Source organism: Lactobacillus sp. UMNPBX1, assembly GCF_002554085.1.
GTDB classification, from domain to species: Bacteria; Bacillota; Bacilli; order Lactobacillales; family Lactobacillaceae; genus Lactobacillus; species Lactobacillus crispatus.
The window spans coordinates 1-22,410 of record NZ_PCZI01000022.1 but is presented as its reverse complement, the minus strand read 5'-3'; the positions used below and the strand labels follow the sequence as shown (position 1 = coordinate 22,410).

At 38.2% G+C, this 22,410-nt stretch carries 22 protein-coding genes and 1 tRNA gene; 19 read left to right on the top strand and 4 right to left on the bottom strand.

The window, feature by feature from the left end; all coding sequences use genetic code 11:
* Entirely contained in the window at positions 1-369 is a 369-nt protein-coding gene (gene rnpA / locus CP352_RS09490) for a ribonuclease P protein component (RefSeq protein ID WP_005726675.1), read from the bottom strand.
* A 51-nt stretch (positions 370-420) separates the two neighbouring features.
* Positions 421-561 (bottom strand): 50S ribosomal protein L34, encoded by a 141-nt coding sequence (gene rpmH / locus CP352_RS09485; protein WP_003549412.1) that lies wholly within the window; start codon positions 559-561, stop codon positions 421-423.
* A gap of 475 nt (positions 562-1,036) precedes the next feature.
* Here rpmH and dnaA point away from each other — a divergent pair, with 475 nt between their 5' ends.
* The 17 genes from dnaA (at position 1,037) to CP352_RS09400 (ending at position 18,930) form a co-directional block, all read left to right on the top strand.
* Positions 1,037-2,404 carry a chromosomal replication initiator protein DnaA gene (gene dnaA, locus CP352_RS09480; RefSeq protein ID WP_035442826.1) on the top strand — a complete coding sequence of 456 codons (1,368 nt, stop codon included), beginning with the start codon at positions 1,037-1,039 and terminating at the stop codon, positions 2,402-2,404.
* Between the two features lie 174 nt (positions 2,405-2,578).
* Positions 2,579-3,709: a DNA polymerase III subunit beta gene (gene dnaN, locus CP352_RS09475; protein WP_089142924.1), complete on the top strand. Its 1,131-nt coding sequence runs from the start codon at positions 2,579-2,581 to the stop codon at positions 3,707-3,709.
* A 216-nt stretch (positions 3,710-3,925) separates the two neighbouring features.
* The gene (gene yaaA / locus CP352_RS09470; RefSeq protein WP_005721893.1) at positions 3,926-4,147 is read left to right on the top strand and encodes a S4 domain-containing protein YaaA; all 222 of its coding nucleotides are present in this window, start codon (positions 3,926-3,928) and stop codon (positions 4,145-4,147) included.
* Positions 4,148-4,155: 8 nt separating this feature from the next.
* Positions 4,156-5,283, top strand: coding sequence for a DNA replication/repair protein RecF (gene recF / locus CP352_RS09465; RefSeq protein WP_013085587.1), 1,128 nt, complete (start codon positions 4,156-4,158; stop codon positions 5,281-5,283).
* Positions 5,284-7,248 (top strand): DNA topoisomerase (ATP-hydrolyzing) subunit B, encoded by a 1,965-nt coding sequence (gene gyrB, locus CP352_RS09460; RefSeq protein WP_089142923.1) that lies wholly within the window; start codon positions 5,284-5,286, stop codon positions 7,246-7,248.
* A 9-nt stretch (positions 7,249-7,257) separates the two neighbouring features.
* Positions 7,258-9,738: a DNA gyrase subunit A gene (gyrA, locus tag CP352_RS09455; RefSeq protein ID WP_089142922.1), complete on the top strand. Its 2,481-nt coding sequence runs from the start codon at positions 7,258-7,260 to the stop codon at positions 9,736-9,738.
* Positions 9,739-9,955: 217 nt separating this feature from the next.
* Positions 9,956-10,252: a 30S ribosomal protein S6 gene (rpsF, locus tag CP352_RS09450; protein ID WP_005729269.1), complete on the top strand. Its 297-nt coding sequence runs from the start codon at positions 9,956-9,958 to the stop codon at positions 10,250-10,252.
* 49 nt (positions 10,253-10,301) lie between these two features.
* Positions 10,302-10,820, top strand: a complete 519-nt coding sequence (gene ssb, locus CP352_RS09445) for a single-stranded DNA-binding protein (protein ID WP_013085589.1) — start codon at positions 10,302-10,304, stop codon at positions 10,818-10,820.
* A 27-nt stretch (positions 10,821-10,847) separates the two neighbouring features.
* Positions 10,848-11,084, top strand: a complete 237-nt coding sequence (gene rpsR, locus CP352_RS09440; RefSeq protein WP_003549366.1) for a 30S ribosomal protein S18 — start codon at positions 10,848-10,850, stop codon at positions 11,082-11,084.
* A gap of 163 nt (positions 11,085-11,247) precedes the next feature.
* Positions 11,248-13,269 carry a DHH family phosphoesterase gene (locus CP352_RS09435; RefSeq protein ID WP_089146652.1) on the top strand — a complete coding sequence of 674 codons (2,022 nt, stop codon included), beginning with the start codon at positions 11,248-11,250 and terminating at the stop codon, positions 13,267-13,269.
* An 11-nt stretch (positions 13,270-13,280) separates the two neighbouring features.
* Positions 13,281-13,736 carry a 50S ribosomal protein L9 gene (rplI, locus tag CP352_RS09430; protein ID WP_005721048.1) on the top strand — a complete coding sequence of 152 codons (456 nt, stop codon included), beginning with the start codon at positions 13,281-13,283 and terminating at the stop codon, positions 13,734-13,736.
* 19 nt (positions 13,737-13,755) lie between these two features.
* Positions 13,756-15,147 carry a replicative DNA helicase gene (gene dnaB / locus CP352_RS09425; RefSeq protein ID WP_098034933.1) on the top strand — a complete coding sequence of 464 codons (1,392 nt, stop codon included), beginning with the start codon at positions 13,756-13,758 and terminating at the stop codon, positions 15,145-15,147.
* A gap of 167 nt (positions 15,148-15,314) precedes the next feature.
* Positions 15,315-16,250 carry a phosphate/phosphite/phosphonate ABC transporter substrate-binding protein gene (locus CP352_RS09420; RefSeq protein WP_013085593.1) on the top strand — a complete coding sequence of 312 codons (936 nt, stop codon included), beginning with the start codon at positions 15,315-15,317 and terminating at the stop codon, positions 16,248-16,250.
* Between the two features lie 109 nt (positions 16,251-16,359).
* Positions 16,360-17,289 carry a DegV family protein gene (locus tag CP352_RS09415; RefSeq protein ID WP_098034932.1) on the top strand — a complete coding sequence of 310 codons (930 nt, stop codon included), beginning with the start codon at positions 16,360-16,362 and terminating at the stop codon, positions 17,287-17,289.
* 115 nt (positions 17,290-17,404) lie between these two features.
* Positions 17,405-18,283, top strand: coding sequence for an ROK family protein (locus CP352_RS09410; protein WP_089145744.1), 879 nt, complete (start codon positions 17,405-17,407; stop codon positions 18,281-18,283).
* 147 nt (positions 18,284-18,430) lie between these two features.
* Positions 18,431-18,622, top strand: a complete 192-nt coding sequence (locus CP352_RS09405; protein WP_005723606.1) for a CsbD family protein — start codon at positions 18,431-18,433, stop codon at positions 18,620-18,622.
* A gap of 50 nt (positions 18,623-18,672) precedes the next feature.
* Positions 18,673-18,930, top strand: a complete 258-nt coding sequence (locus CP352_RS09400) for a GlsB/YeaQ/YmgE family stress response membrane protein (RefSeq protein ID WP_098034931.1) — start codon at positions 18,673-18,675, stop codon at positions 18,928-18,930.
* Between the two features lie 59 nt (positions 18,931-18,989).
* Here the strand turns inward: CP352_RS09400 and CP352_RS09395 are convergent, their stop codons facing one another.
* Positions 18,990-20,219, bottom strand: coding sequence for a DUF2974 domain-containing protein (locus CP352_RS09395; protein ID WP_061205004.1), 1,230 nt, complete (start codon positions 20,217-20,219; stop codon positions 18,990-18,992).
* A 97-nt stretch (positions 20,220-20,316) separates the two neighbouring features.
* Positions 20,317-21,018, bottom strand: a complete 702-nt coding sequence (locus CP352_RS09390; RefSeq protein ID WP_061205003.1) for an MgtC/SapB family protein — start codon at positions 21,016-21,018, stop codon at positions 20,317-20,319.
* Positions 21,019-21,192: 174 nt separating this feature from the next.
* Between CP352_RS09390 and CP352_RS09385 the strand changes: the two genes are divergently transcribed.
* Positions 21,193-21,265 (top strand) — tRNA-Thr (locus CP352_RS09385).
* Positions 21,266-21,568: 303 nt separating this feature from the next.
* Complete coding sequence (locus CP352_RS09380) at positions 21,569-22,240, top strand: hypothetical protein (RefSeq protein WP_065990939.1); 672 nt, start codon at positions 21,569-21,571, stop codon at positions 22,238-22,240.
* Positions 22,241-22,410 lie beyond the last annotated feature (170 nt).

The following is a 22,410-nucleotide window of genomic DNA, read 5'->3' as shown; positions in this document are numbered from 1 at the left end:
CTATTTTTCCTCAACTTTATCTGGCATTTCTTCAATAATATGAGCTAACGATAATGCGTGAAGCAAGTTTTTACGCACCTGAGCCATATTAAAATCGCGAGCATAAGGTCGCGTAATGATTAAAAAATCAACATGCGGATTAATCTGCAATTTTTCTTCATCAATCACGGCCCGAATATAACGCTTGAGTCGATTACGTGCGACTGCGGTATGACCAACCTTTTTGCCCACAGAAATTCCTACTCGAAAGTGTTTATTTTCTGTTTTTTCTACCTTATAAATGACAAAAGCTCGGTTAGCGACTGAGTCGCCAGATTCGAAAACTTGCTGGAAATCTTTTTCAGATTTTACTCGATAAGACTTTCTCAAAACGTTTCATTCCACTCTAGTAGACTAAAAAAACCACTGGGATTCAGTGGTTTAAGCAGATAAGACTTTTCTACCTTTTGCACGGCGTCTTGCTAAAACCTTACGGCCATTTGATGTGCTCATACGCTTCATAAAACCGTGAACACGTGAACGGTGACGCTTCTTAGGTTGGTAAGTTCTCTTAGTTGTCATATTAAACTGCACCTCCATAAATTTTTGTGCCAATTGCACAATTTCTTATTAAGGATAGCACGAAAAGCCATAAAAACCAAGTATTTTAAGAAAAAAAGACTTTTAAATCCCGTGAATATTTTCTAAAAATTCATTGTTTTTCATGTGGATAAAAAATAAAATATTTTTCTTACGTATAATTTCCACAAGATAATTCCCAACGTTTTCCACAACTCACATGGTGTTAAAAACTTAATTCACACCATGTGGATAACGCATATGGTATTTTACCTCAAGTATTGGTAGAATAATATCCATAATTCACAGCTGTACTGTGCATAAATTAACAGTTTTGCTCTTATCATGTCAAAATGTGCATATCACTTTAATAGTTATCAACAGGCTGTGTACTTTGTTGATTTCTTTTTCACCTGTGGAAAACCAGTTAAGTAAATGGTAAAATAAATTTGCTTTTTACTAACTGGGGGAATGTACATTGTTCGACATTAATAAATTTTGGGAACACTTTAATGACGAGATGCGTGCTCGTTTCAACGAAGTTGCCTACAATGCATGGTTCAAAAATACTAAACCTATTTCATATAATGGAAAAACACATGAATTAAAAATTTTAGTTCAAAATCCTGTTTCTAAAGGTTACTGGGAAAAGAATCTATCTTCTCAATTGATTCAATCTGCCTACGGTTATGCCGACATCGAGATCTTACCTGTATTTAAAATATCTGAAGATGCGGATATTACAGAAAGGATCGTAACACCTGCGCCAAAGCGTGAAGCGCAAGTTCAACAGCCTAATTTGCCAGAAAAAGAATTCACTAAAGACTTGAAGTTAAACGAAAAATACACTTTTGATAACTTCGTTCAAGGTGAGGGAAACAAGTTGGCCGCCGGTGCTGCACTTGCTGTAGCCGACAGTCCTGGTAGTTTTTACAATCCTTTATTTATTTTTGGTGGCGTTGGTTTAGGTAAAACACACCTGATGCAAGCTGTTGGGCATCAAATGCTAGCAGAGCGACCTAACGCAAAAGTTGTCTATATACAGAGTGAAACTTTTGTTAATGACTTCATTAATTCCATCAAAAATAAAACGCAGGACAAATTCCGCGAAAAATACAGAACTTGTGACCTGCTTTTAGTTGATGATATTCAATTTTTTGCCAAAAAAGAGGGGATTCAAGAGGAATTCTTCCATACTTTTGAGACACTTTATAACGATCAAAAACAGATCGTAATGACTAGCGATCGGTTGCCTACAGAAATCCCAGATCTATCAGAGCGTTTAGTTTCTCGATTTACATGGGGCTTGCAAGTCGAAATTACGCCTCCCGATTTGGAAACCAGAATCGCTATTTTGCGACGCAAAGCTGAAACAGAAGGTTTGACTATCGATGATGGTACGCTTAACTATATTGCATCTCAAGTTGATACTAACATTAGAGAACTTGAAGGGGCTTTAGTTAAAGTTCAAGCTTATGCCACAATTGAAAAAGCAGATATTGACGTTAACCTTGCGCGTGAAGCATTAGTTGACCTCAAATTAGTTCAAAAAAATCGTGGATTACAAATCTCTAAAATACAGGAGGTTGTCGCAAACTATTTCCAAACTTCAACTGCTGAATTAAAGGGTAAAAAGCGTGTACGGCAGATTGTAGTTCCTCGGCAAATAGCAATGTATCTTTCTCGTGAATTAACAGATGCCAGTTTGCCAAAAATTGGTCAAGAATTTGGGGGAAAAGATCATACCACTGTCATGCATGCTTATGATAAAATCGACAAGCAGATGAAACTTGATTCTGATATCAAAACTGCTGTCTTTGACCTAAAGCAAATTTTGGAGCACTAAAAGTTATCCACTGTGGAAAAATAAACAAGTTTTACACAAGTTTTTAACCGTAACAAGTCCGTTATTTTAGGCTTCTTATGAGTTTTCAACAGAACTCACAGGCCCTACTACTACTAATTAATTATATAATTACTAATAAAGAGAAATCACACAGCTATTCTTGGGAGGAAAAACATGAAGTTTACAATTAATCGCAATCTGTTTATCGAAAACCTCAATAATGTAATGCGGGCCATCTCATCAAGAGCTACTATTCCAATTCTTAGTGGAATTAAGTTAGACTTAACAGAAGATGAACTTACGCTAACCGGTAGTGATACAGATATTTCAATTGAAATTCAAATTCCAGTCAATGATGATTTAAATGTGGAATCTACAGGTTCTATTGTTTTACCAGCTAGATTCTTTAGTGAGATCGTAAAAAAATTGCCTGGTAAAGACTTCTCATTTGAAGTAAAAGAAAGTTTTCAAACTCAGATCATATCTGAAAATAGTGAATTTACAATTAATGGTTTAGATGCTAATAACTATCCACGTTTACCAGAAATTCCAGATGCTGCTTCATTCACTATTTCTGGTAAAACTTTCCGTGAAATCATTAATGAAACGCAATTTGCTACTTCCAATGATCAAACACGAGCAATTTTAACTGGGGTACGTTTCTTCTTTAATCCAGATAAAATTAAAGCTGTCGCAACTGATTCCCACCGTTTATCTCAAAGAACAATTGCTTTAGAAAACGGACCTCAAGCTGAAACTGATTTGATTATTCCTGGTAAAAGTTTGCAGGAATTAGCTAGAATCATTGGTGAAGCTGATCCAGAAGTTAAAGTTTGCCCAGGTGATAACCAAGCTTTATTTGTAATTGGCAACTTGTCCTTCTATTCACGTCTTTTGGACGGAAATTATCCAGACACTGATCGCTTGATTCCGACTGAAAAGACCACTAGTGTTGAATTTGACATTTCCGAATTATCTAGTGCCCTTGAACGTGCCAGTTTGTTAACTCATGCTGGCCGTAACAACGTGGTTACTTTGACTTTAGATATAGAAAATCAATCAGCTAAGTTATCAGGTAAATCTGCGGAAATTGGTAATGTTGAAGAAGATGTTAGCTTCAGAAATCTTGAAGGAAACAATTTAGAGATTTCCTTCAACCCTGACTATATGCGTGATGCGTTAAGAGCTTCAGTAACAGATTCTGTAAGTATGAGTTTTACTAAGCCACTTCGTCCATTTATCATTAATCCAGATAAAGAAGACATTGAATTTGTGCAATTAATTACGCCAGTTAGAACATATTAATCAAGTACACAATATTTAGGTCATAAAAAGTCGTCAAATAAGGCGACTTTTTATTTTGCTTTTAAACGAAAACGCAAAATATTGGCGTATATTTATTTTTTTACCGTGCTAGTGTGATTAGGTTATTTTGAAAAAAAGCTCTGAAAAGGCTTATAAGAGCGATTTAGTTTGTTATTTGGGTTGAAAACTAATATAATTATATAGGTATAAAGCGTATTGAAGGTGAGCATTATTAAGTATTTTAAAGTTGACGGCGATCATATTACTTTGGGGCAATTCCTGAAGGAAGAGAGCATTATTTCATCAGGTGGACAAGCTAAATGGTACTTAAAAGATAATCCAGTAACTTTAAATGGTGAACTTGAAGATCGAAGAGGCAAAAAGATGCATGTTGGTGATCATGTAGTGGTTAATGGCCAAGAATATGAGTTTCGGTAGGGAAGTCAATGTATCTTGATCATTTTACTGTACAGAATTTTCGTAATTTAAAAAAGCTTGACGTAAATTTTGATTCAAACGTCAATATTTTTATTGGCAAAAATGCTCAGGGCAAGACCAATTTGCTAGAGGCAATCTATTTTTTAGCATTAACACGTTCACATAGGACCAATAATGATAAAGATTTAATTGGTTTCGGCGGTGAGTTTACCAATTTACTTGGGCATGTACATAAAAGCCAGGTGGAGCTTGATTTACGTGTTTTGATCACCCAAAAAGGTAAAAAAGTATGGATTAATCGAGTTGAGCAGGCGAAGTTGTCTAAATACGTAGGTCAGCTGAATGCGATTTTATTTTCACCGGAAGACCTCGAGTTGATCAAGGGTGCACCAGCACTACGGCGGAGATTTATGGATCAAGAATTTGGTCAAATAAATGCAGAGTATTTATACTTCGCAAGTAAGTATCGGCAAGTTTTAATTCAAAAGAATAATTATCTGAAGCAGCTAGCTAAAGGTAAGGCAAAGGATCAGGTCTTTTTAGATGTACTTTCAGATCAACTAGCTGGTATCGCCGCTGAAGTTGTCTTTCGACGATTTAAATTTCTTAAGTATCTTAGTCACTATGCTAGCGATGCTTATGCACATATTAGTTTGGGCAGTGAGCAGCTTTCAATTGCTTATCATCCATCAGTGGCTGACATCCAAGCTGATGACAGTACAGAAGAAATTTATCAAAAGATTTTAGCAAGTTATGCACGAAATAAGGCAAGTGAAATTCGCAAGGGGACAACTACTTCTGGGCCGCACCGTGATGATATTGAATTTAAACTTGATGGTCAAAATGCACATCTTTATGCTTCGCAAGGGCAGCAGCGTTCAATTGCACTTAGCGTCAAGCTGGCGGAAATTCAATTGGTGCATCAACTAACAGATGAGTATCCTTTACTCTTGCTGGATGATGTAATGAGCGAGTTAGATCATGGTCGACAAAGTGCGCTACTTAATTATATTCATGGGAAAACGCAAACCTTTATTACTACGACTGATTTAGAGGGGATTTCCTGGGAAATAATTAAAAAGCCGCGTGTGTATCACATTCAATCAGGCAAAATTAGTTTGGAGAAGGAGAATTAAATGGCTGATAATTCAAAAGAAAATCTTGAAAAGGTCAAAAAATATGAAAAAGAGGCTGACAAGTATAATGCCAGTCAAATTCAGGTTCTTGGCGGTCTAGAAGCTGTACGTAAGCGGCCAGGTATGTATATCGGTTCGACTAGTTCTCAGGGATTGCACCACTTAGTGTGGGAAATTATTGATAACAGTATTGATGAACGACTTGCTGGTTTTGCGACCAAGATTGAAGTTACGATTAACGAAGATGGTAGTGTCACCGTTCAAGATGATGGACGTGGGATTCCTGTAGATATTCAAGAAAAAACAGGTCGTCCTGCATTAGAGACTGTATTTACTGTACTTCACGCCGGTGGTAAATTCGGCGGTGGTGGATATAAGGTTTCTGGTGGTTTGCACGGAGTTGGGGCTTCAGTAGTTAACGCTCTGTCCACTAAACTTGATGTTACCGTAATGCGTGATGGCAAAAAGTACTTTATCGATTTCGATCATGGCCGTGTTAAGGATGAGATGAAACAAATTGGCACGGTTCCACTTGATGAACATGGGACGATTGTTCACTTCTATCCAGATCCAGATATTTTCACAGAAACTATTGTTTTTGATGACAAGATCTTGAAGAACAGAATCCGTGAATTGGCCTTTTTGAACAAGGGATTAACTTTAACCTTTACTGACAAGCGTAAAGACACTGCCGAAACAGATGTGTATAAGTTTGAAGGTGGGATTAAGGAATACGTTGCCTTTTTGAACAAGAGACAAGAAGTATTATTTGATGATCCAATTTATGTTGAAAGCACCTATAATGGCATTGATGTTGAAGTGGCTTTGCAATATACAAATGGCTATAAGACTACTTTGATGACTTTTGCCAATAATATTCACACCTATGAAGGTGGGATGCACGAGGCCGGTTTTAAGACTGCGTTAACACGTGTGGTTAATGACTATGCACATAAGTCTAAGATCTTGAAAGATAAGGACGATAATCTTTCCGGTGAAGACATTCGTGAAGGAATGACAGCTATTGTCTCAGTTAAGCACCCTAGTCCGCAATTTGAAGGTCAGACTAAGACCAAGTTAGGTAATTCGGATGCTAGAACTGCTGTAGATAAGGCTTTTTCAGAAACCTTTAGTCGTTTCTTGATGGAAAATCCTTCAGTTGGGCGCAAGATTGTAGAAAAGGGTCAATTAGCCGAACGAGCTAGAACTGCTGCCAAGCGTGCACGTGAAGTAACAAGAAAGAAATCTGGTCTGGAAATTGCTAATTTACCAGGTAAGTTAGCCGACAATACAAGTAACGATCCAAGTATTTCAGAACTGTTTATCGTCGAGGGTAACTCAGCCGGCGGATCTGCTAAGCAAGGTAGATCACGTTTAACACAGGCTATTTTGCCAATCAGAGGTAAGATTTTAAATGTTGAAAAAGCTTCGATGGATCGAATCTTGGCTAACCAAGAAATTAGATCTTTATTCACAGCTTTAGGAACAGGCTTTGGTGCTGACTTTGACGTTTCAAAAGCACGTTATCACAAATTGATTATCATGACTGATGCCGATGTCGATGGTGCCCACATTAGAACCCTGCTGTTGACCTTGTTCTATAACTATATGCGCCCAATGATCGACAAGGGCTATGTTTATATCGCCAAGCCACCTCTATACCAAGTTCGTCAGGGGAAAGTGGTCAGATATCTTGATACTGACGAAGAATTGCATGATTACTTAGGTAGCTTGCAACCAAGTCCCAAGCCTACTGTGCAACGTTACAAGGGGTTAGGTGAAATGGACCCAGAGCAGTTGTGGGAAACTACTATGAATCCAGAAAATAGAAGACTGGATCGGGTAAGTCCTGAGTATGCTAAAGATGCTGACGCAGTCTTTGAGCTCTTAATGGGAAATGAAGTTTCACCAAGACGTGACTTTATTCAAAAGAATGCTAAATATGTTGAAAACTTGGATGCATAGGAGGATTAGATGGACGAGAATCAAACTCAAGATCGTAGAATTAAAAACGTCGATCTAACTAGCATGATGCGTAGTTCATTTTTGGATTACGCAATGTCAGTTATTGTTGCACGTGCTTTACCTGATGTTCGTGATGGCTTAAAGCCCGTACAACGTCGTATTCTTTACGGTATGAGCGAGTTGGGTGTAACGCCTGATAAACCATACAAGAAGAGTGCCAGAATTGTTGGGGAAGTTATGGGTAAGTTCCACCCCCATGGTGATTCCTCAATCTATCTTGCTATGGCACACATGGCACAAGATTTCTCATACCGTTACATGTTAGTCGATGGTCACGGTAACTTCGGTTCTGTCGATGGTGATGAGCCAGCCGCAATGCGTTATACCGAAGCAAGAATGAGTAAAATTGCTGTGGAAATGTTGCGCGATATCAACAAAAACACCATTGATTGGCAAAGAAACTATGATGATACCGAAAATGAACCGGTTGTCTTACCTGCTAGAATTCCTAACTTGCTTGTTAACGGTGCTAACGGGATTGCCGTTGGGATGACAACAAATATCCCGCCACATAACTTGACTGAAGTTATTAGTGGTTTACACATGTTAATGAAAAATCCTGATGCTACAACCAAGGACTTGATGAAAGTTATCCCAGGTCCCGATTTTCCAACTGGCGGAATTATTATGGGACGTGGTGGTATCTACCGTGCTTATGAGAGTGGTAAGGGTAACATTGTTGTTCGCGCCAAAACCAATATTGAGACTGAAAAGAGCGGCCGCGAGCGCATAATTGTGAGTGAAATTCCATTTATGGTAAACAAGGCTGAATTGGTGAAGAAAATTGCTGATTTGGCTCGAGAAAAGACTATCGATGGAATTACTGGTGTGCGTGATGAATCAGACCAGACAGGGATGCGGATTACCATTGATATTCGCCGTGATGCTAGTGCTAGCGTTGTTTTGAATAATTTATTCAAGCAAACTCAAATGCAGGCTAACTTTGGTATGAATATGGTGGCTATTGTTGATGGTGCGCCACACTTTTTAACCTTGAAGCAAATGCTGCAATATTACTTGGATCACCAAGAAGATGTTGTAACTCGCAGAACAAGATTCGAGTTAGCTAAGGCAGAGGCAAGAGCCCACATCCTTGAAGGGTTAAGAATCGCTCTGGACAATATTGATGAAATTGTCCACATTATCCGCAATAGTCAATCAAGTGATATTGCTAAAGCAACTTTGATTAGCCGCTTTGGCCTTGATGATAAGCAATCTCAGGCTATCTTAGACATGCGTTTGGTTCGCTTGACTGGCTTGGAGCGCGATAAGGTAGAAGCTGAATACAAGGAATTACAAGCTAAAATTGCTGACTACAAAGATATTTTGGCTAAGCCTGAGAGAATTGACCAAATTATCTATGACGAATTGCTTGATATTCAAAAACGATTCGGTGATAAGCGAAGAACCGAAATTGGTGCTAGCGAAGTCGTTTCAATTGAAGATGAAGATTTGATTGAAAAGCAAAATATTCTGTTGACGGTTACCCATAACGGCTATATTAAGAGAATGCCAATTCAGGAATTTAAGACTCAAAACCGTGGTGGTAAAGGTATCAAGGGAATGGGTGTACAAGATGGCGACTTTATTGAGCATTTGATTTACTCAAGTACGCACGATCTATTACTCTTCTTCACCAATGCCGGCAAGGTTTACTCTAAGAAGGCCTATGAAATTCCTGAATATGGCCGTATGGCTAAAGGCTTACCAGTAGTAAATCTTTTGCAATTGGAAAAGGGAGAAAAGGTTCAAACAGTCATTAACATTCCAGAAAATGCGGATGACAATTACTTGTTCTTTATTACCAAGATGGGTACCGTTAAACGGACACACGTTAGCGAATTTTCTAATATTAGAAATAGTGGTCTAATTGCCTTAACCTTGAAGGATGGCGACGAATTGAGTAATGTTTTGACTACTGATGGTAAGCAAAATATCTTGATCGGAACGCATTTAGGTTATGCGGTAACCTTTAGTGAAAACGATGTCCGGGCAATGGGTAGAACTGCTGCGGGTGTTCGCGGAATCAATTTAAGAGAGAATGACTATGTAGTTGGATCTGGCGTTTTAGGTGCTGATGATCAAGTCTTGGTAATCTCTGAAAAGGGCTATGGCAAACGGACGCCAGCCGCAGAATATCCAGTTAAAGGCCGTGGCGGTAAAGGCATTAAGACTGCCAATATTACTGAAAAGAATGGTCCTTTGGCCGGCGTAACAATCATCAACTCAAATAATGATGTTATGGTAATTACTACTGATGGGATTATGATTCGCTTCAAGATTGAGGATGTTTCTCAAACTGGTCGTAGTACAATGGGCGTTCGCTTAATTAAAGTCAATGACGGCAGTCAGGTTGCAAGCTTAACTATTGTTCCGACTGAAGAAGAACAAGATCAAACTGGTGACGATGACGAGCCCAAAAATGAATAATTAATTAAGAAAAACAAAAATTTTGAACTTTTAAAAAAATTATCAAACTTTTTTGCGTAATAAATAATGAGCAGTAAAAAAACTGTTAGGATCACGTGAAAACTGTTTGGTAATTTTTTGTTTATATGCTAAAATTAGAAATTGCGAGTAATATTCCATTACTCCTTGTTCTTGATTTTAGCAAGAACCATATAGTCCAAAAGGAGGTGCAATAGTCATGGCAACTACAAAGTACGAAGTAACTTACATCATCAAGCCAGATGTTGACGAAGACAACAAGAAGGCAGTTGTAGAAAACTACGACAAGGTTATCGCTGATAACGGTGGTACTATGGTAGAATCCAAAGACTGGGGCAAGCGTCGTTTCGCATATGAAATTGATAAGTATCGTGAAGGTACTTACCACATTATGACTTTCACTGCTGACAACGCTGACGCAGTTAACGAATTTAGCCGTTTGTCAAAGATTGACAACGCTATCTTACGTTCAATGACCGTTAAGTTAGATAAGTAATTTTAATTTATTATCCGTTATGTGATTTAGGAAAGGAAGGTACATGAGTATGATTAATAGAGTTGTACTTGTTGGCCGTTTAACACGTGATCCTGAATTACGTACTACTGGGAGTGGAATCTCGGTTGCTACGTTTACTCTTGCTGTTGACCGTCAATTTACAAATAGCCAAGGTGAGAGAGGCGCAGATTTCGTCAGCTGTGTAATTTGGAGAAAGTCAGCAGAAAACTTCTGCAACTTTACTTCAAAGGGTTCATTAGTTGGAATTGATGGCCGAATTCAAACCAGAAGTTATGATAATAAAGATGGGCAAAGGGTATATGTAACCGAAGTTGTTGTTGATAACTTCGCATTGCTCGAATCACGCAAGGATCGTGAAGCCCGCGGTCAAAATGGTGGTTATACACCAAATAGTGGAAATGCTGGCAGTCAACCTGCTAACAATTTCCCAAATAATGGCGGATCACAAGGTAATTCACAGACTAATAACAATCAAAATAATTCACAAGATCCATTTAGTGGCTCAGGTGATACGATTGATATTTCTGATGACGATCTACCATTTTAAACTAAATTAAAGAAAGGATTCTAGAACATGGCTCAACAAAGAAGAGGTGGCCGTCGTCGTCGTAAGGTTGACTACATCGCAGCTAACCACATCGACTACGTTGACTACAAGGATGTCGATCTGTTGAAACGTTTTATCTCAGAAAGAGGTAAGATTTTACCACGTCGTGTTACTGGCACTAGTGCTAAGAACCAACGTAAGGTAGCTAATGCAATTAAGAGAGCTCGTATCATGGGCTTGTTACCATTCGTTGCTGAAGACTAATTTAGATCGAAATAAACCAAAAGGACAGGACACAAGGTTCTGTCCTTTTTTCGTATAATAATTAAAAAAATTCTCTCTTCGTATTGTACCTACTGTTTTCAATCATGAGCCGGAATAAGGTATAATTAACACTGATATACTATATCTATTAGAAAGGATCTTCATGAAGGATTTTTTACGTAAGCTAGAATTGCCTGAATTTATTAAGGATTCACGGCTGACAGCTTCTATAATCATTGCACTTTCTCTTTCATTATTGGGAAGCATTATTGCGATGATTATGAATCCATTGTTTGGTTTGGCAATGCTTTTAGTCTTTATTTTGACCGTTGCCTTTGCCATCTATGGGACCTATATTTTAGCGGGTAATGCAAATAGCTTTGCGGTTAATTTGTCTTACCGGATAAAGCGTAGTGAACAAGAAGCAATGATTAAGATGCCGTTGGGAATTTTGCTTTATGATTCGGATCACCAAATTCAGTGGGTTAACCCATATCTACAATTATATTTAAAGAGTACAGATTTAGTGGGGCACACAATTGAATCAGTTGACCCTGATCTGAATAAGCTACTTAATGAAGCAATTGAGGCAAAAACAGCAGAAAATCATCTGGTTGATTGGGATGGTCACCGATTTGAAATGGTGGTCCAAAATAATTTAGGCGTAATATATTTATTGGATATTACGCGCTATGCCAAAATTGAAGATAAATATAAAGCTGAACGATTGGCGATTGGTCAAATTTTCATCGATAATTATGATGAGCTAAGTGAAGCAATGCATGATCAAGAATTGACCAGCATGAGTTCATATGTGCAAAATACATTGAGTGATTATGCGAAAAAGTTTAACGCATATTTAAAACGGATTGATGAAGACCATTTCTTGATCTTGATCCATATGCAAGAATTAGCTGAGATGGAGAAGGACAAATTCTCTGTTTTAGATAAGGTGCGTCAAGAAACGAGTAGAAACAATAGGCCACTTACTTTATCTATGGGAATTGCTTTTGGGAGTGATTCTTTGTCTGAAATTGCCAACCAGGCTCAATCTAACTTGGATTTGGCCCTAGGTCGAGGTGGAGACCAGGTTGTCTTACGTCAACCCGGTAAAGACGCCCGCTTTTATGGCGGTAAGTCTAATCCGATGGAAAAGCGGACTAGAGTTAGAGCAAGAATGGTTTCACAAGCAATTAGTGAACTATTTAAAGATGCCGATCAAGTTTTTGTTGTTGGTCATCAGCGTCCTGACATGGACTCAGTCGGTAGTGGGATTGGCGTAGTAAAATTAGCTCGTCTTCACGGAGTTAAAGCTAATTTTGTTTTAGATACTAATAAGACAAACTATGATGTTGGTCGCTTGGTCACCTTAATGCAACAGAAAAATCAGGATAAGGATATTTTTATTAACCCTGATGTAGCTTTAGCTCAAGTTACTGACAAGTCAATGTTGGTAATGGTTGATCATTCGAAGTATTCAATTACTTACTCACGGGCACTTTATGATCGTTTGAAGAATCGAATCATCGTTATTGATCACCATAGACGAGGCGAGGAATTCCCTGAAAATCCAATGTTAACCTATGTTGAACCATATGCTTCTTCGGCTTGTGAATTGGTCACTGAAATGATTGAATATCAGCAGCCAGCTAACGGTAAGCGAGTTTTGACCGATATTGAAGCTACAGCAATGTTAGCCGGGATTGTGGTCGACTCCAAGGAATTCTCGTTGAGAACAGGAACTAGAACCTTCGATGCGGCTAGTTACTTACGTTCAATCGGGGCTGACTCAGCAGTTGTAAGCATGCTCTTGAAAGAGGACATTGATAGTTTCCTCGAACGGACGCATTTAGTAGCCACTTTGAAGATGGTGAAGCCACATATGGCCGTATTATGTGGACCTGATGATAAGATTATAGATCCGATCATTACAGCGCAGGCGGCTGATACTGCACTTGATTTGGAAAATGTGGGTGCTAGTTTTGCAATTACGCGGCGCAGTGATAATACGATTGGTATTTCAGCTAGATCAATGGGTAAGATCAACGTTCAAATTATTATGGAAAAATTGGGCGGTGGTGGACATCTTTCTAATGCGGCAACACAGATTAAAGATGTTACTATTGAAGAAGCAAAACAAAAATTGCTTGATGCAATTGATGAATATGAAAAAGAAAATGATTAGGAAGGACAAATATGAAAGTTATTTTTACTCAAGATGTTAGAGGTCGAGGTAAGCGTGGACAAGTTAAGGACGTACCTGATGGATACGCACAAAATTACTTGATTAAGCGAGGCTTGGCTAAAGAAGCTACTAAAGGTAACATGAATACCTTGAAGCGTGTAGAAGCTAATGAAAAGGCTGCTTATGAAGCAGAAAAGGCCGAAGCAGAAAAGATCAAGGCAGAACTTGAAAAAGACGATACCGTTGTTAACTTCAAATCTAAGGCTGGTACTGACTCACGTTTGTTTGGTTCAATCTCAAGTAAGAAGATTGTGGAAGGCCTTGAAAAGCAATACGGTATCAAGGTTGATAAACGCAAGCTTAACTTGCCAGAACCAATTAAGACTTTGGGCTATACTAATGTTCATGCCAAATTATTTAAGGGTGTAGAAGCTACTATTCGCGTTCACGTTACTGAACAAGACTAATAAAAAGTGGTTGTGATTGATGGATAATATCGTTTCTCAACAAATTCCGCATGATCGCGATGCCGAAAGGGCAGTTCTGGGTGCGATTTTTATCGATCCTGAAGCCATTGCGGATGCTAGTGCGGTAGTTCAGCCTGAAGATTTCTATGAGCGGGCTAATCAAATTGTCTTTCAAGCGATGTTGGACTTGTCTGATCGCGGGGATGCAATTGATACGCTGACCTTACAGGATGAATTAAATAAAAGAAATCAGTTAGAAGATATTGGTGGTATCGGTTATGTTTCTGAATTAGCGATGGCCACACCGACAGCAGCGCATGTTACCTATTATGCCAAAATTGTGCATAGGAAGGCGCTGCTTCGTCGTTTAATCTCTGCTAGTCAGAAGATTATCTCTAATGCAATCGATGGCTCTGACGATGTAACAGACATTCTAGATGACGCTGAAAGTGAAATTATGAATGTTTCGTCAGAAAATAATACAGGTGGCTTTAGAGCGATTAAGGAAATTGTTAATTCGGCGATTAATGATATTAACAATATCCCAGATGACGGGAATATGGTCACCGGTTTGCCAACCGGTTTCGCGGAATTGGACAAGATGACCACCGGTTTTCACGATGATGAATTAATCATTGTCGCTGCTCGTCCTGGTGTAGGTAAAACTTCCTTTGCCTTAAATATCGCGCAAAATGTGGGTCTGCATACGGATAAAAGCGTTGCGATGTTCTCACTTGAAATGAGTGGGGAGCAGTTGGTTCAAAGAATGCTGGCTTCTGAAGGCTTAATTAATTCGCAGCACTTAAGAACTGGTCAGCTTGATGAAGAAGAATGGCGCAAATTAGTAGTGGCTTCGGGGTCACTAGCTAACGCCCAGATTTTCATTGATGATACGCCGGGGATTAAGATGAGCGAGATTCGGGCCCAATCACGGCGTTTAGCTAAGGAAAAAGGTAATCTTGGCTTGATTGTGATCGACTACTTGCAGTTGATTGAAGGACCACGTAGTGAGTCACGGCAACAAGAAGTTTCAGCTATTTCACGACAATTAAAAAAGCTAGCTAAGGAGCTTCACGTGCCCGTCATTGCCCTTTCGCAGCTATCACGGTCAGTTGAGCAGAGACAGGATAAACGGCCTGTACTGTCCGATATTCGTGAATCTGGATCAATTGAACAAGATGCCGACATTGTTTCTTTCTTATATCGGGATGATTATTATCGCGATGAGCCTGAAGATGGCGAAAGTAGTGGCAGTCAAGATGAAGTTGGCGCAGAAGACGATAACGGTGAAGTAGAAGTCATTATTGAAAAGAACCGTTCTGGTAGTCGGGGGACAGTTAAATTAATGTTCTCTAAGCCGTTTAACCGGTTTTCAAATTTGGATTATGCACATGATCCTAATGGTAATTAGAAAAAGCACTCGATGAGTGCTTTTTCTATGTTTGAATATAATACGAATAATATTTACATTTATAATGGAAATTGTTTATATTTGGCGTTGAAATGATACCATAAGTTTGCTATAACTATTACTGAAAAGAGTAATAACGAATATACTCATGGAGGAATAGCAAATTTATGAAATTTAAGAAGATTTTGCTTGGTGCATGTGCAGTTTTAGCAGCTGTGTCATTAGCAGCCTGCTCAAATAGTAAGAAGAGTTCATCCTCATCGAATGAACCTAAGGAATTGAACGTTGAATTTGTACCAAGTACCCAAGCAAATAAGATGGAAGCTAAGGCCAAGCCTTTAGGCACATTATTGCAAAAGCAATTACACATTCCAGTTCACGTAACCGTTTCTACCGACTATAGTGGGCTGGTTGAAGCAATGTCATCTAAGAAAGTTGACGTAGGCTTTATGCCACCATATTCTTACATATTAGCTCATAAAAAGGGAATTGCTGATGTTTTATTGCAAGCCGAACGTTACGGCTATGATGAACCATCCGGTAAGATGAATCATACCTTAATGCATAAGTATCGTGGTATGATCGTGGTTAAGAAGGGCTCAAAGATCAAATCTTGGAAAGACTTAAAGGGTAAAAAGATTGCGATTGGCGATCCTAGTTCTTCATCGGGCTATGTTTATCCAGTTGCGGAACTTTACAAAAAGGGTTTGAATGTAACCAAGGACTGCAAATTAGTTAATGTTAAGGGTGACGATCAAGAAGTGTTATCCGTTTTGAATGGGGATGTTGATGCCGCATTCGTCTTCTCAGATGCACGTAATATTGCCGCTAAGGATGACAAGAAAGCAATGACCGATGTTGTGCCAATCTACTTTACCAAGTGGATTCCAAACGATACTATTGCGGTTAGAAAAGATATGCCTAAAAAATTCAGAGTTAAGTTAGCTAAGGCTTTCAAGAATATTGCTAAGTCTAAGAAGGGTAAGCAAATTATCGAAAGCATTTATAACCATTATGGTTACGTTGAAGCTAAGGATTCCGACTTTGATGGCTTACGTCAATACCAAAAGATCGTTAACAAAGCTACTGGTGGCAGTAACTAAAATAGAATAATTTAATTGAAAGGGCTCACCATTACGGGTGAGTTCTTTTTGTTTCTATATAATATATCAGTTAAAATAGACATAAAAGAAATGAAGAAAGAAGAAAAATATGAAAATTGCGGTTTTGACTGATAGCTCGGCTTATTTGACTAAAGAGCAACAAGAAAAATATCAGATTGATGTTCTGCCTATCCCGATTATTTGGGGGAAGAAAGTTTACCATGATTTAGTTGATATTGGCTATGAAGAGTTTTATCAAAAATTAAGTGAAGAAAAAGAATTACCAACAACTTCTCAACCTTCAATCGGTGACTTAAAAGAAAAAATTAATGAATATGTTGAGCAGGGATATACAGATGTGATTGTGATTACTCTTTCAAGTGGTATCTCCAGCTATTTTTCAACGGTTCAAAGTGTTGCTGCAGAGGAAGATCGTATCAAGGTTCATCCATTTGATAGTAAGATTACTTGTGCAGGTGAAGCAGATTATGCCATGCTAGCAAGGCGACTAGTGCAGGCAGGAGCCAATATTGATTTAATTATGCATGATCTCAAGGACTTGCAAAAAACAATGGATGTGCGCTTCATGGTGGACGATTTGAGCCATTTAAAGCGGACTGGACGTTTATCTAATGCGGCTAGCTTTGTTGGTACGTTGTTCAAGATTAAGCCGATTTTATCGATGGATGTGCAAAATGAAGGCCATATTTCAGCGATTGCGAAAGAGCGTCAATATAAACGTGCATACAAGCATGTGCAAAATGATTTTGATAATTTGACTAAAAATATGCCGTATAAGATTCAGGACACAATTTTTGATTCACTTGATCCTGAGAAAAAGCAAGAGTGGCTGGAAGATTACCAAGCAAAGTTTCCTAAGTATAAGTTCGATACCAGCATTATCGGACCAGTTGTTGGCGTGCACGTGGGACAAGGAACAATGTCGATGATTTGGTGCCGTGATTTGGATACTTATTTTGATGAAAATGGGCGACCAATTGAAGGAATTGAGTCAAAAGTGGTTGAAGATCCAGCGTAAATCAACAAAAATAATTACATACATATGAAAGCCTTTACACATAAGGGCTTTTTTCTTTATAATATTAGCAGCATGAAAACTTTTTGGAGATAAATTTACAGAAAAGGATGAGAATATGTCAGAAAAGAAATATGTCGGCAGTATCGAAGCAGGCGGTACTAAATTTATCGTAGCTGTGCAAGATGTAGAAACGGGTGAAGAGGTTGCTCGTGACCGAATTCCAACCACCACTAACAAAGAAACTTTAGAAAAAACAGCTGAATTCTTTAAAAAGCATCCCGTTGATGCTTTAGGTATTGGTACTTTTGGTCCGATCGATATTAACCCCAACTCTCGTACTTACGGCTATATTTTGGATACACCAAAGCCAGGTTGGTCAGGAACTAATGTGAAGGGCTTCTTTGAAAGAGAATTAGGTATTCCAGTTGCCATGACGACTGACGTTAACGCATCATGTTATGGTGAATATGTTGCTCGCGGTCGCGATGATTCTAAGAGCTACTTCTATGCAACAGTTGGTACTGGCGTTGGAGCTGGAATTGTGCAAGCGGGTAAGTTGCTCGGTTTGAATAACCATCCAGAAATGGGGCACATGTTGGTTCGTCGTTATCCTGGTGATGATTATGAAGGCCATTGCCCATTCCATAATGATGCTTGTGTTGAAGGCATGTCTGCTGGTCCAAGTCTTGAGGGCAGAACTGGTATCCCTGGTGAAAAATTGTCTCGCGATAACAAGGTCTTCACTTATTCTGCATATTACATTGCTCAAATGCTCTTCAATGTTTATATGGCTGCTCGTCCAGATGTAATGATTGTTGGCGGTTCAGTTTTAAATGAAGATGATTTGGTTAAGGTAAGAAAGTTCTTTGATGAATTTAACAACAATTACATTGCCACACCCGATTTGAATGAATTAATTGTGCGTCCTGCTGTGGCTCACAACGGGTCTGCAACTCTTGGCGATTTTGAATTAGCTAAGAATTTGCTCAAATAAAAAAGCATAGATAAATTGAATAAGCAATAAAAAGGCTCAACTCGTTAAGAAAGACGTAAGGCGAGCCTTTTTTGACGTAATTTGACCTAAATGCGCGTAATATTAATTCTAGAAACGTAACCGGTTTATTAAGAAAGGAGCCCAACTATGAACAAATCAGATAGTGGCTTAAAAGACAAAGTTATCGGTAAAGTGAAAGAAGTCGAAGGTAAAATTACCGGCGATAAATCACGCGAAGTCCAAGGAAAAGCTCAACAAGCCAAGGGCAAAGTTAAGGACAAAGCCAAAAAATTAAAGGATGATCTGGAAAAAGACCATCAAATAGATGAAGATTGTTAAAGACTCAGGTCGACTAGCAATAGCTAAACAGAAAGCAAATAGGTGATCCTATGTTATCATGGATCTGGGTTTTAATCGTTGGCGCTATAATAGGTCTAATAGCTGGTTTCATAACCGGCAAGGGTGGATCAATGGGATTTATAGCTAATTTAATAGCAGGGCTGGTTGGTTCAACCTTAGGCCAAGCAATCTTTGGTTCGTGGGGGCCGCAAATGGCTGGGATGGCAATCGTACCATCAATATTGGGAGCAGTCATCTTGGTACTAGTGGTTTCCTTTGTACTAGGGATGCTTAGAAAAACTGAATAAAAATAGAATAAGAGAAAAAAGACATGCTGGGCATGTCTTTTTTTGTGTTTCATGTGAAACTATTTTAGCTTTTTTCGTTCATTTTCTTTCTCAGCTAAAAAACGTTGCTTAATTTCTTCAGGCAAAAGACTAGGGACCGTCTTGTCATAAAATTCAAAGAATATGGGTGCCTTGTTAGAGTCATTGCTCTTGGGATATAAGGCAAAGTCACTTTCGCTAAACGGTAAGCTGATATTACCACGTAAAGCATTGATAATCTCACCGAACATATGCAAAACATAACGGCGCGTCTCAGGCTCTAATGACATGATTACGCGACTGAAACGGACAGTGCCTAATAATTTATTGGCTGTAATCTGGAACACATCGGTAATGTTCAATTCATCAAAAGCTTGAAAGAGGGCATCCCAGAGTTCGCCGCGTTGTTTTTCAGGAATGCTGTGATTGAAATCGATGAGCGAGTGGCGCAATGAGCGAGCACCTGAAGTTAAACTTTCAGCTAAAACAAAACTGTCACGCCCCACGGCCCAGCGGCGAGGATCATGTTGTTGGACCATCGGTGCAGTGCTTTTGACGATTAAAACGTGTTCAGGATGATCAAGCATGGTGCCAATGATTGAAGCTTCTGGGAGGTAGGTCTTCATCTTGGGTAATGCACGTACAAAGCCAGGTGCTTTCCAGACTTGGTGGAAAAAGCCGGGGCCGTCAAAGCTAAAGGCCTTGATAATACGGTCCTGCAAATCAGGCTCAGCGACACTTAAAGCATATTCAGCGTAATTGCCACCTTTAGAGTGACCTGCTAAATATATTTTGTCATGGGGAAAGGCGGCAGCCATTTCTTTGAGATAATTGGCAGCAACATCTTGACCATAAACTTTGGGCATGTAGTTCATATTCAAGTCTTCGTTCCAGCCGATGATTGAACTGTCGGTTCCGCGGTAAACGATGATAATTGTATTATCGGTTAGGCGAAAAGTAGCCGCGGTAAATTGAAGTGGATAAGGATCCTTTTCCAGCCGATTGGTCCAATTAAGGATTTTGATGTCGCCTAGACGAGGTGATTTAGGTAAAAGAAGAATTTGATCGCCAGCTAAATCTTTCATTTGAACTTGAAATGAAGGAAGGACGTGTAATTTTTCTGCGACTTCACTTAAGGTATGTTCCTTAGCAGATTTGTCGACGGGTAAGTAGATGATTGAGGCGAAGAGGGATGCGTCCACGCTATTAAAAGGCCGTTCTTTAAAAGAAAGATCTCCCCGCCAACGTAAATAATCAAGTGTTCCAGCCATAATCTCATCCTTTCATTAATTAGGCAATATTACTATTTTACTAAATTGTCGCGCCAAAATAAAAATCTCAAGCTAATGCTTGAGATTTAAAATGATTTTACATACCACCACGGGTATAACTAATACGGGTAATATCAGGATATTTACGTAGATTCATGACAATAGAATTCTCATCCATTTTATTATTAATGATTCCGTCAACGTAGAAAACAATGTGGTCATCACTCACGTCGAGAATTTTAACAGTAACATTTTCGACGTGATTATCTGCTAGTTCTTGCCTGATTTTAGATAAAATATGATGCTGATTAATAGCCACAATTTGAATATTAAAACGAACATGTGGCGTTATTTTGTTGATAATGACATCATCGTGAAAGATCATTTGAATGATAAACAATAGGGCGGTTGATAGGATACCGATGAAATACATGCCAGCACCAACAGCCATCCCGATGGCGGCAGTTGCCCAAACTCCAGCGGCAGTAGTTAAGCCTGAGACCTGTTCTTTTCTAACTAGGATTGTACCCGCACCAATGAAGGAAATTCCTGTAACGATCTGGGCCGCAATTCTTGATGGATCTAGTGCAATGTCATGCATGCTTAATAGATCGGTAAATCCATATTTAGATACGATCATGAATAAAGCAGAAGCAATCGCAACTACGATATGAGTTCTCACACCCGCGCTTTTTCTCTGAATCGCCCGCTCATAGCCGATTAATGCGCCACAAAAAGCTGCGACAACAATTCTAAGTAGCCAATCTAATTCGGTTGTAATTGGAGCTAAAGTTTGCATTATTTAGTCCTCATCCTTTGTATAATCAACAATTATTATCATTTCTATTTTAACGTAAATGCAGAAAAATTATAGTCTGGGGAATTTTTTTGAACTTTTTTCAAAAAAAGACTTGCACAGTTTCCATCTATATGGTTTAATAAATACTGTTGTCGGGTAAGACAACGAAGAGTTGCTGACTTAGCTCAGTTGGCAGAGCACCTCACTAGTAATGAGGAGGTCGGAGGTTCGAACCCTCTAGTCAGCATTAGAAATACGTTTAAGTCTTTCAAAGAAGTTCAATGAAACTTGATTTGAAAGGCTTTTTTGTTACTTTGAATTAATGTGAAATTCTTTGAAATAATAAGAATTTTTTTGAAATTAACACAATTCAAACACACAGAAAAAATGCATGTGTTTAGAGTGTGTTTGAGCGAAATTTGAGAGTACTAAATATGGTGATTTAACAGGCTTTAGAGCCTGTTTTTTTATGTGTTTTGTAGTATATAATAAATTTAAGATATTACTATTCTAAAGTTTAAAGTAAAAGTTATTTGAAAAAGGAAAGTAAATGACAACTAGTATAAGAAAATTTCAACAAGATATTTTAGATGATAGTAATTTGAGTCATTTATTGAATGAAGCCTATGCTATTTCAATTAAGATTAAAGATAAAAAAATGGAAAATTGGTGTCATTATGAGTTATCAGGATATCCTAATACTGATAGTGTTCCGAAATATAGAAAGATTTCTGTTAGATTTGTAGCAGATGGGGAATTTAGAAAAAATATTCCTGCTGAAATTCCAGATGGTTATCAATTTTTAAATTATCATTCGGTTACCAATCCTATATCATCTTTATTAAAGTTGACACAACAAAAAGAACATCAGGTGGTGTCTTTTGAATTTACAAGTGAGCTTAATAGGAAGTTATGTGAATTGTATAATCAAACTTCTGATTTTACATTTAAACAACAAGCTAGTGTAAGTCAATTGGTAGATATAGAATCCGCAGTTAAAGAAAAGATTGTTAATTGGGGAATGCATCTTGAGCCAGAACTAAAAAAAGATATTGATGTTAAAGATGAGAAACCTCAAATGATAAATAATTATAATATCTTAGGTAATATACAAAATAGTCAAATACAACAAGGAAATACTAATTCAAAACAGAAAAGAAGTTCTATTAAAGACTTAATAGGTAATTTATTTGGAAGTTTATTTGGTCATTTATTTAAATAGAGTATAAGTAAAACAGGCTTTAGAGCCTGTTTTTTTGTGTGTTAAATTATTACCAAAATAGTATTTTAGTGAAAAATAAATAAATCGAAACTGTCAAATCTTTTGTGTAAATAGTTCTTTCTCGTAAATTGATTTTTTAATTATTTATTTAATCAAAGTAGGATTCTAAG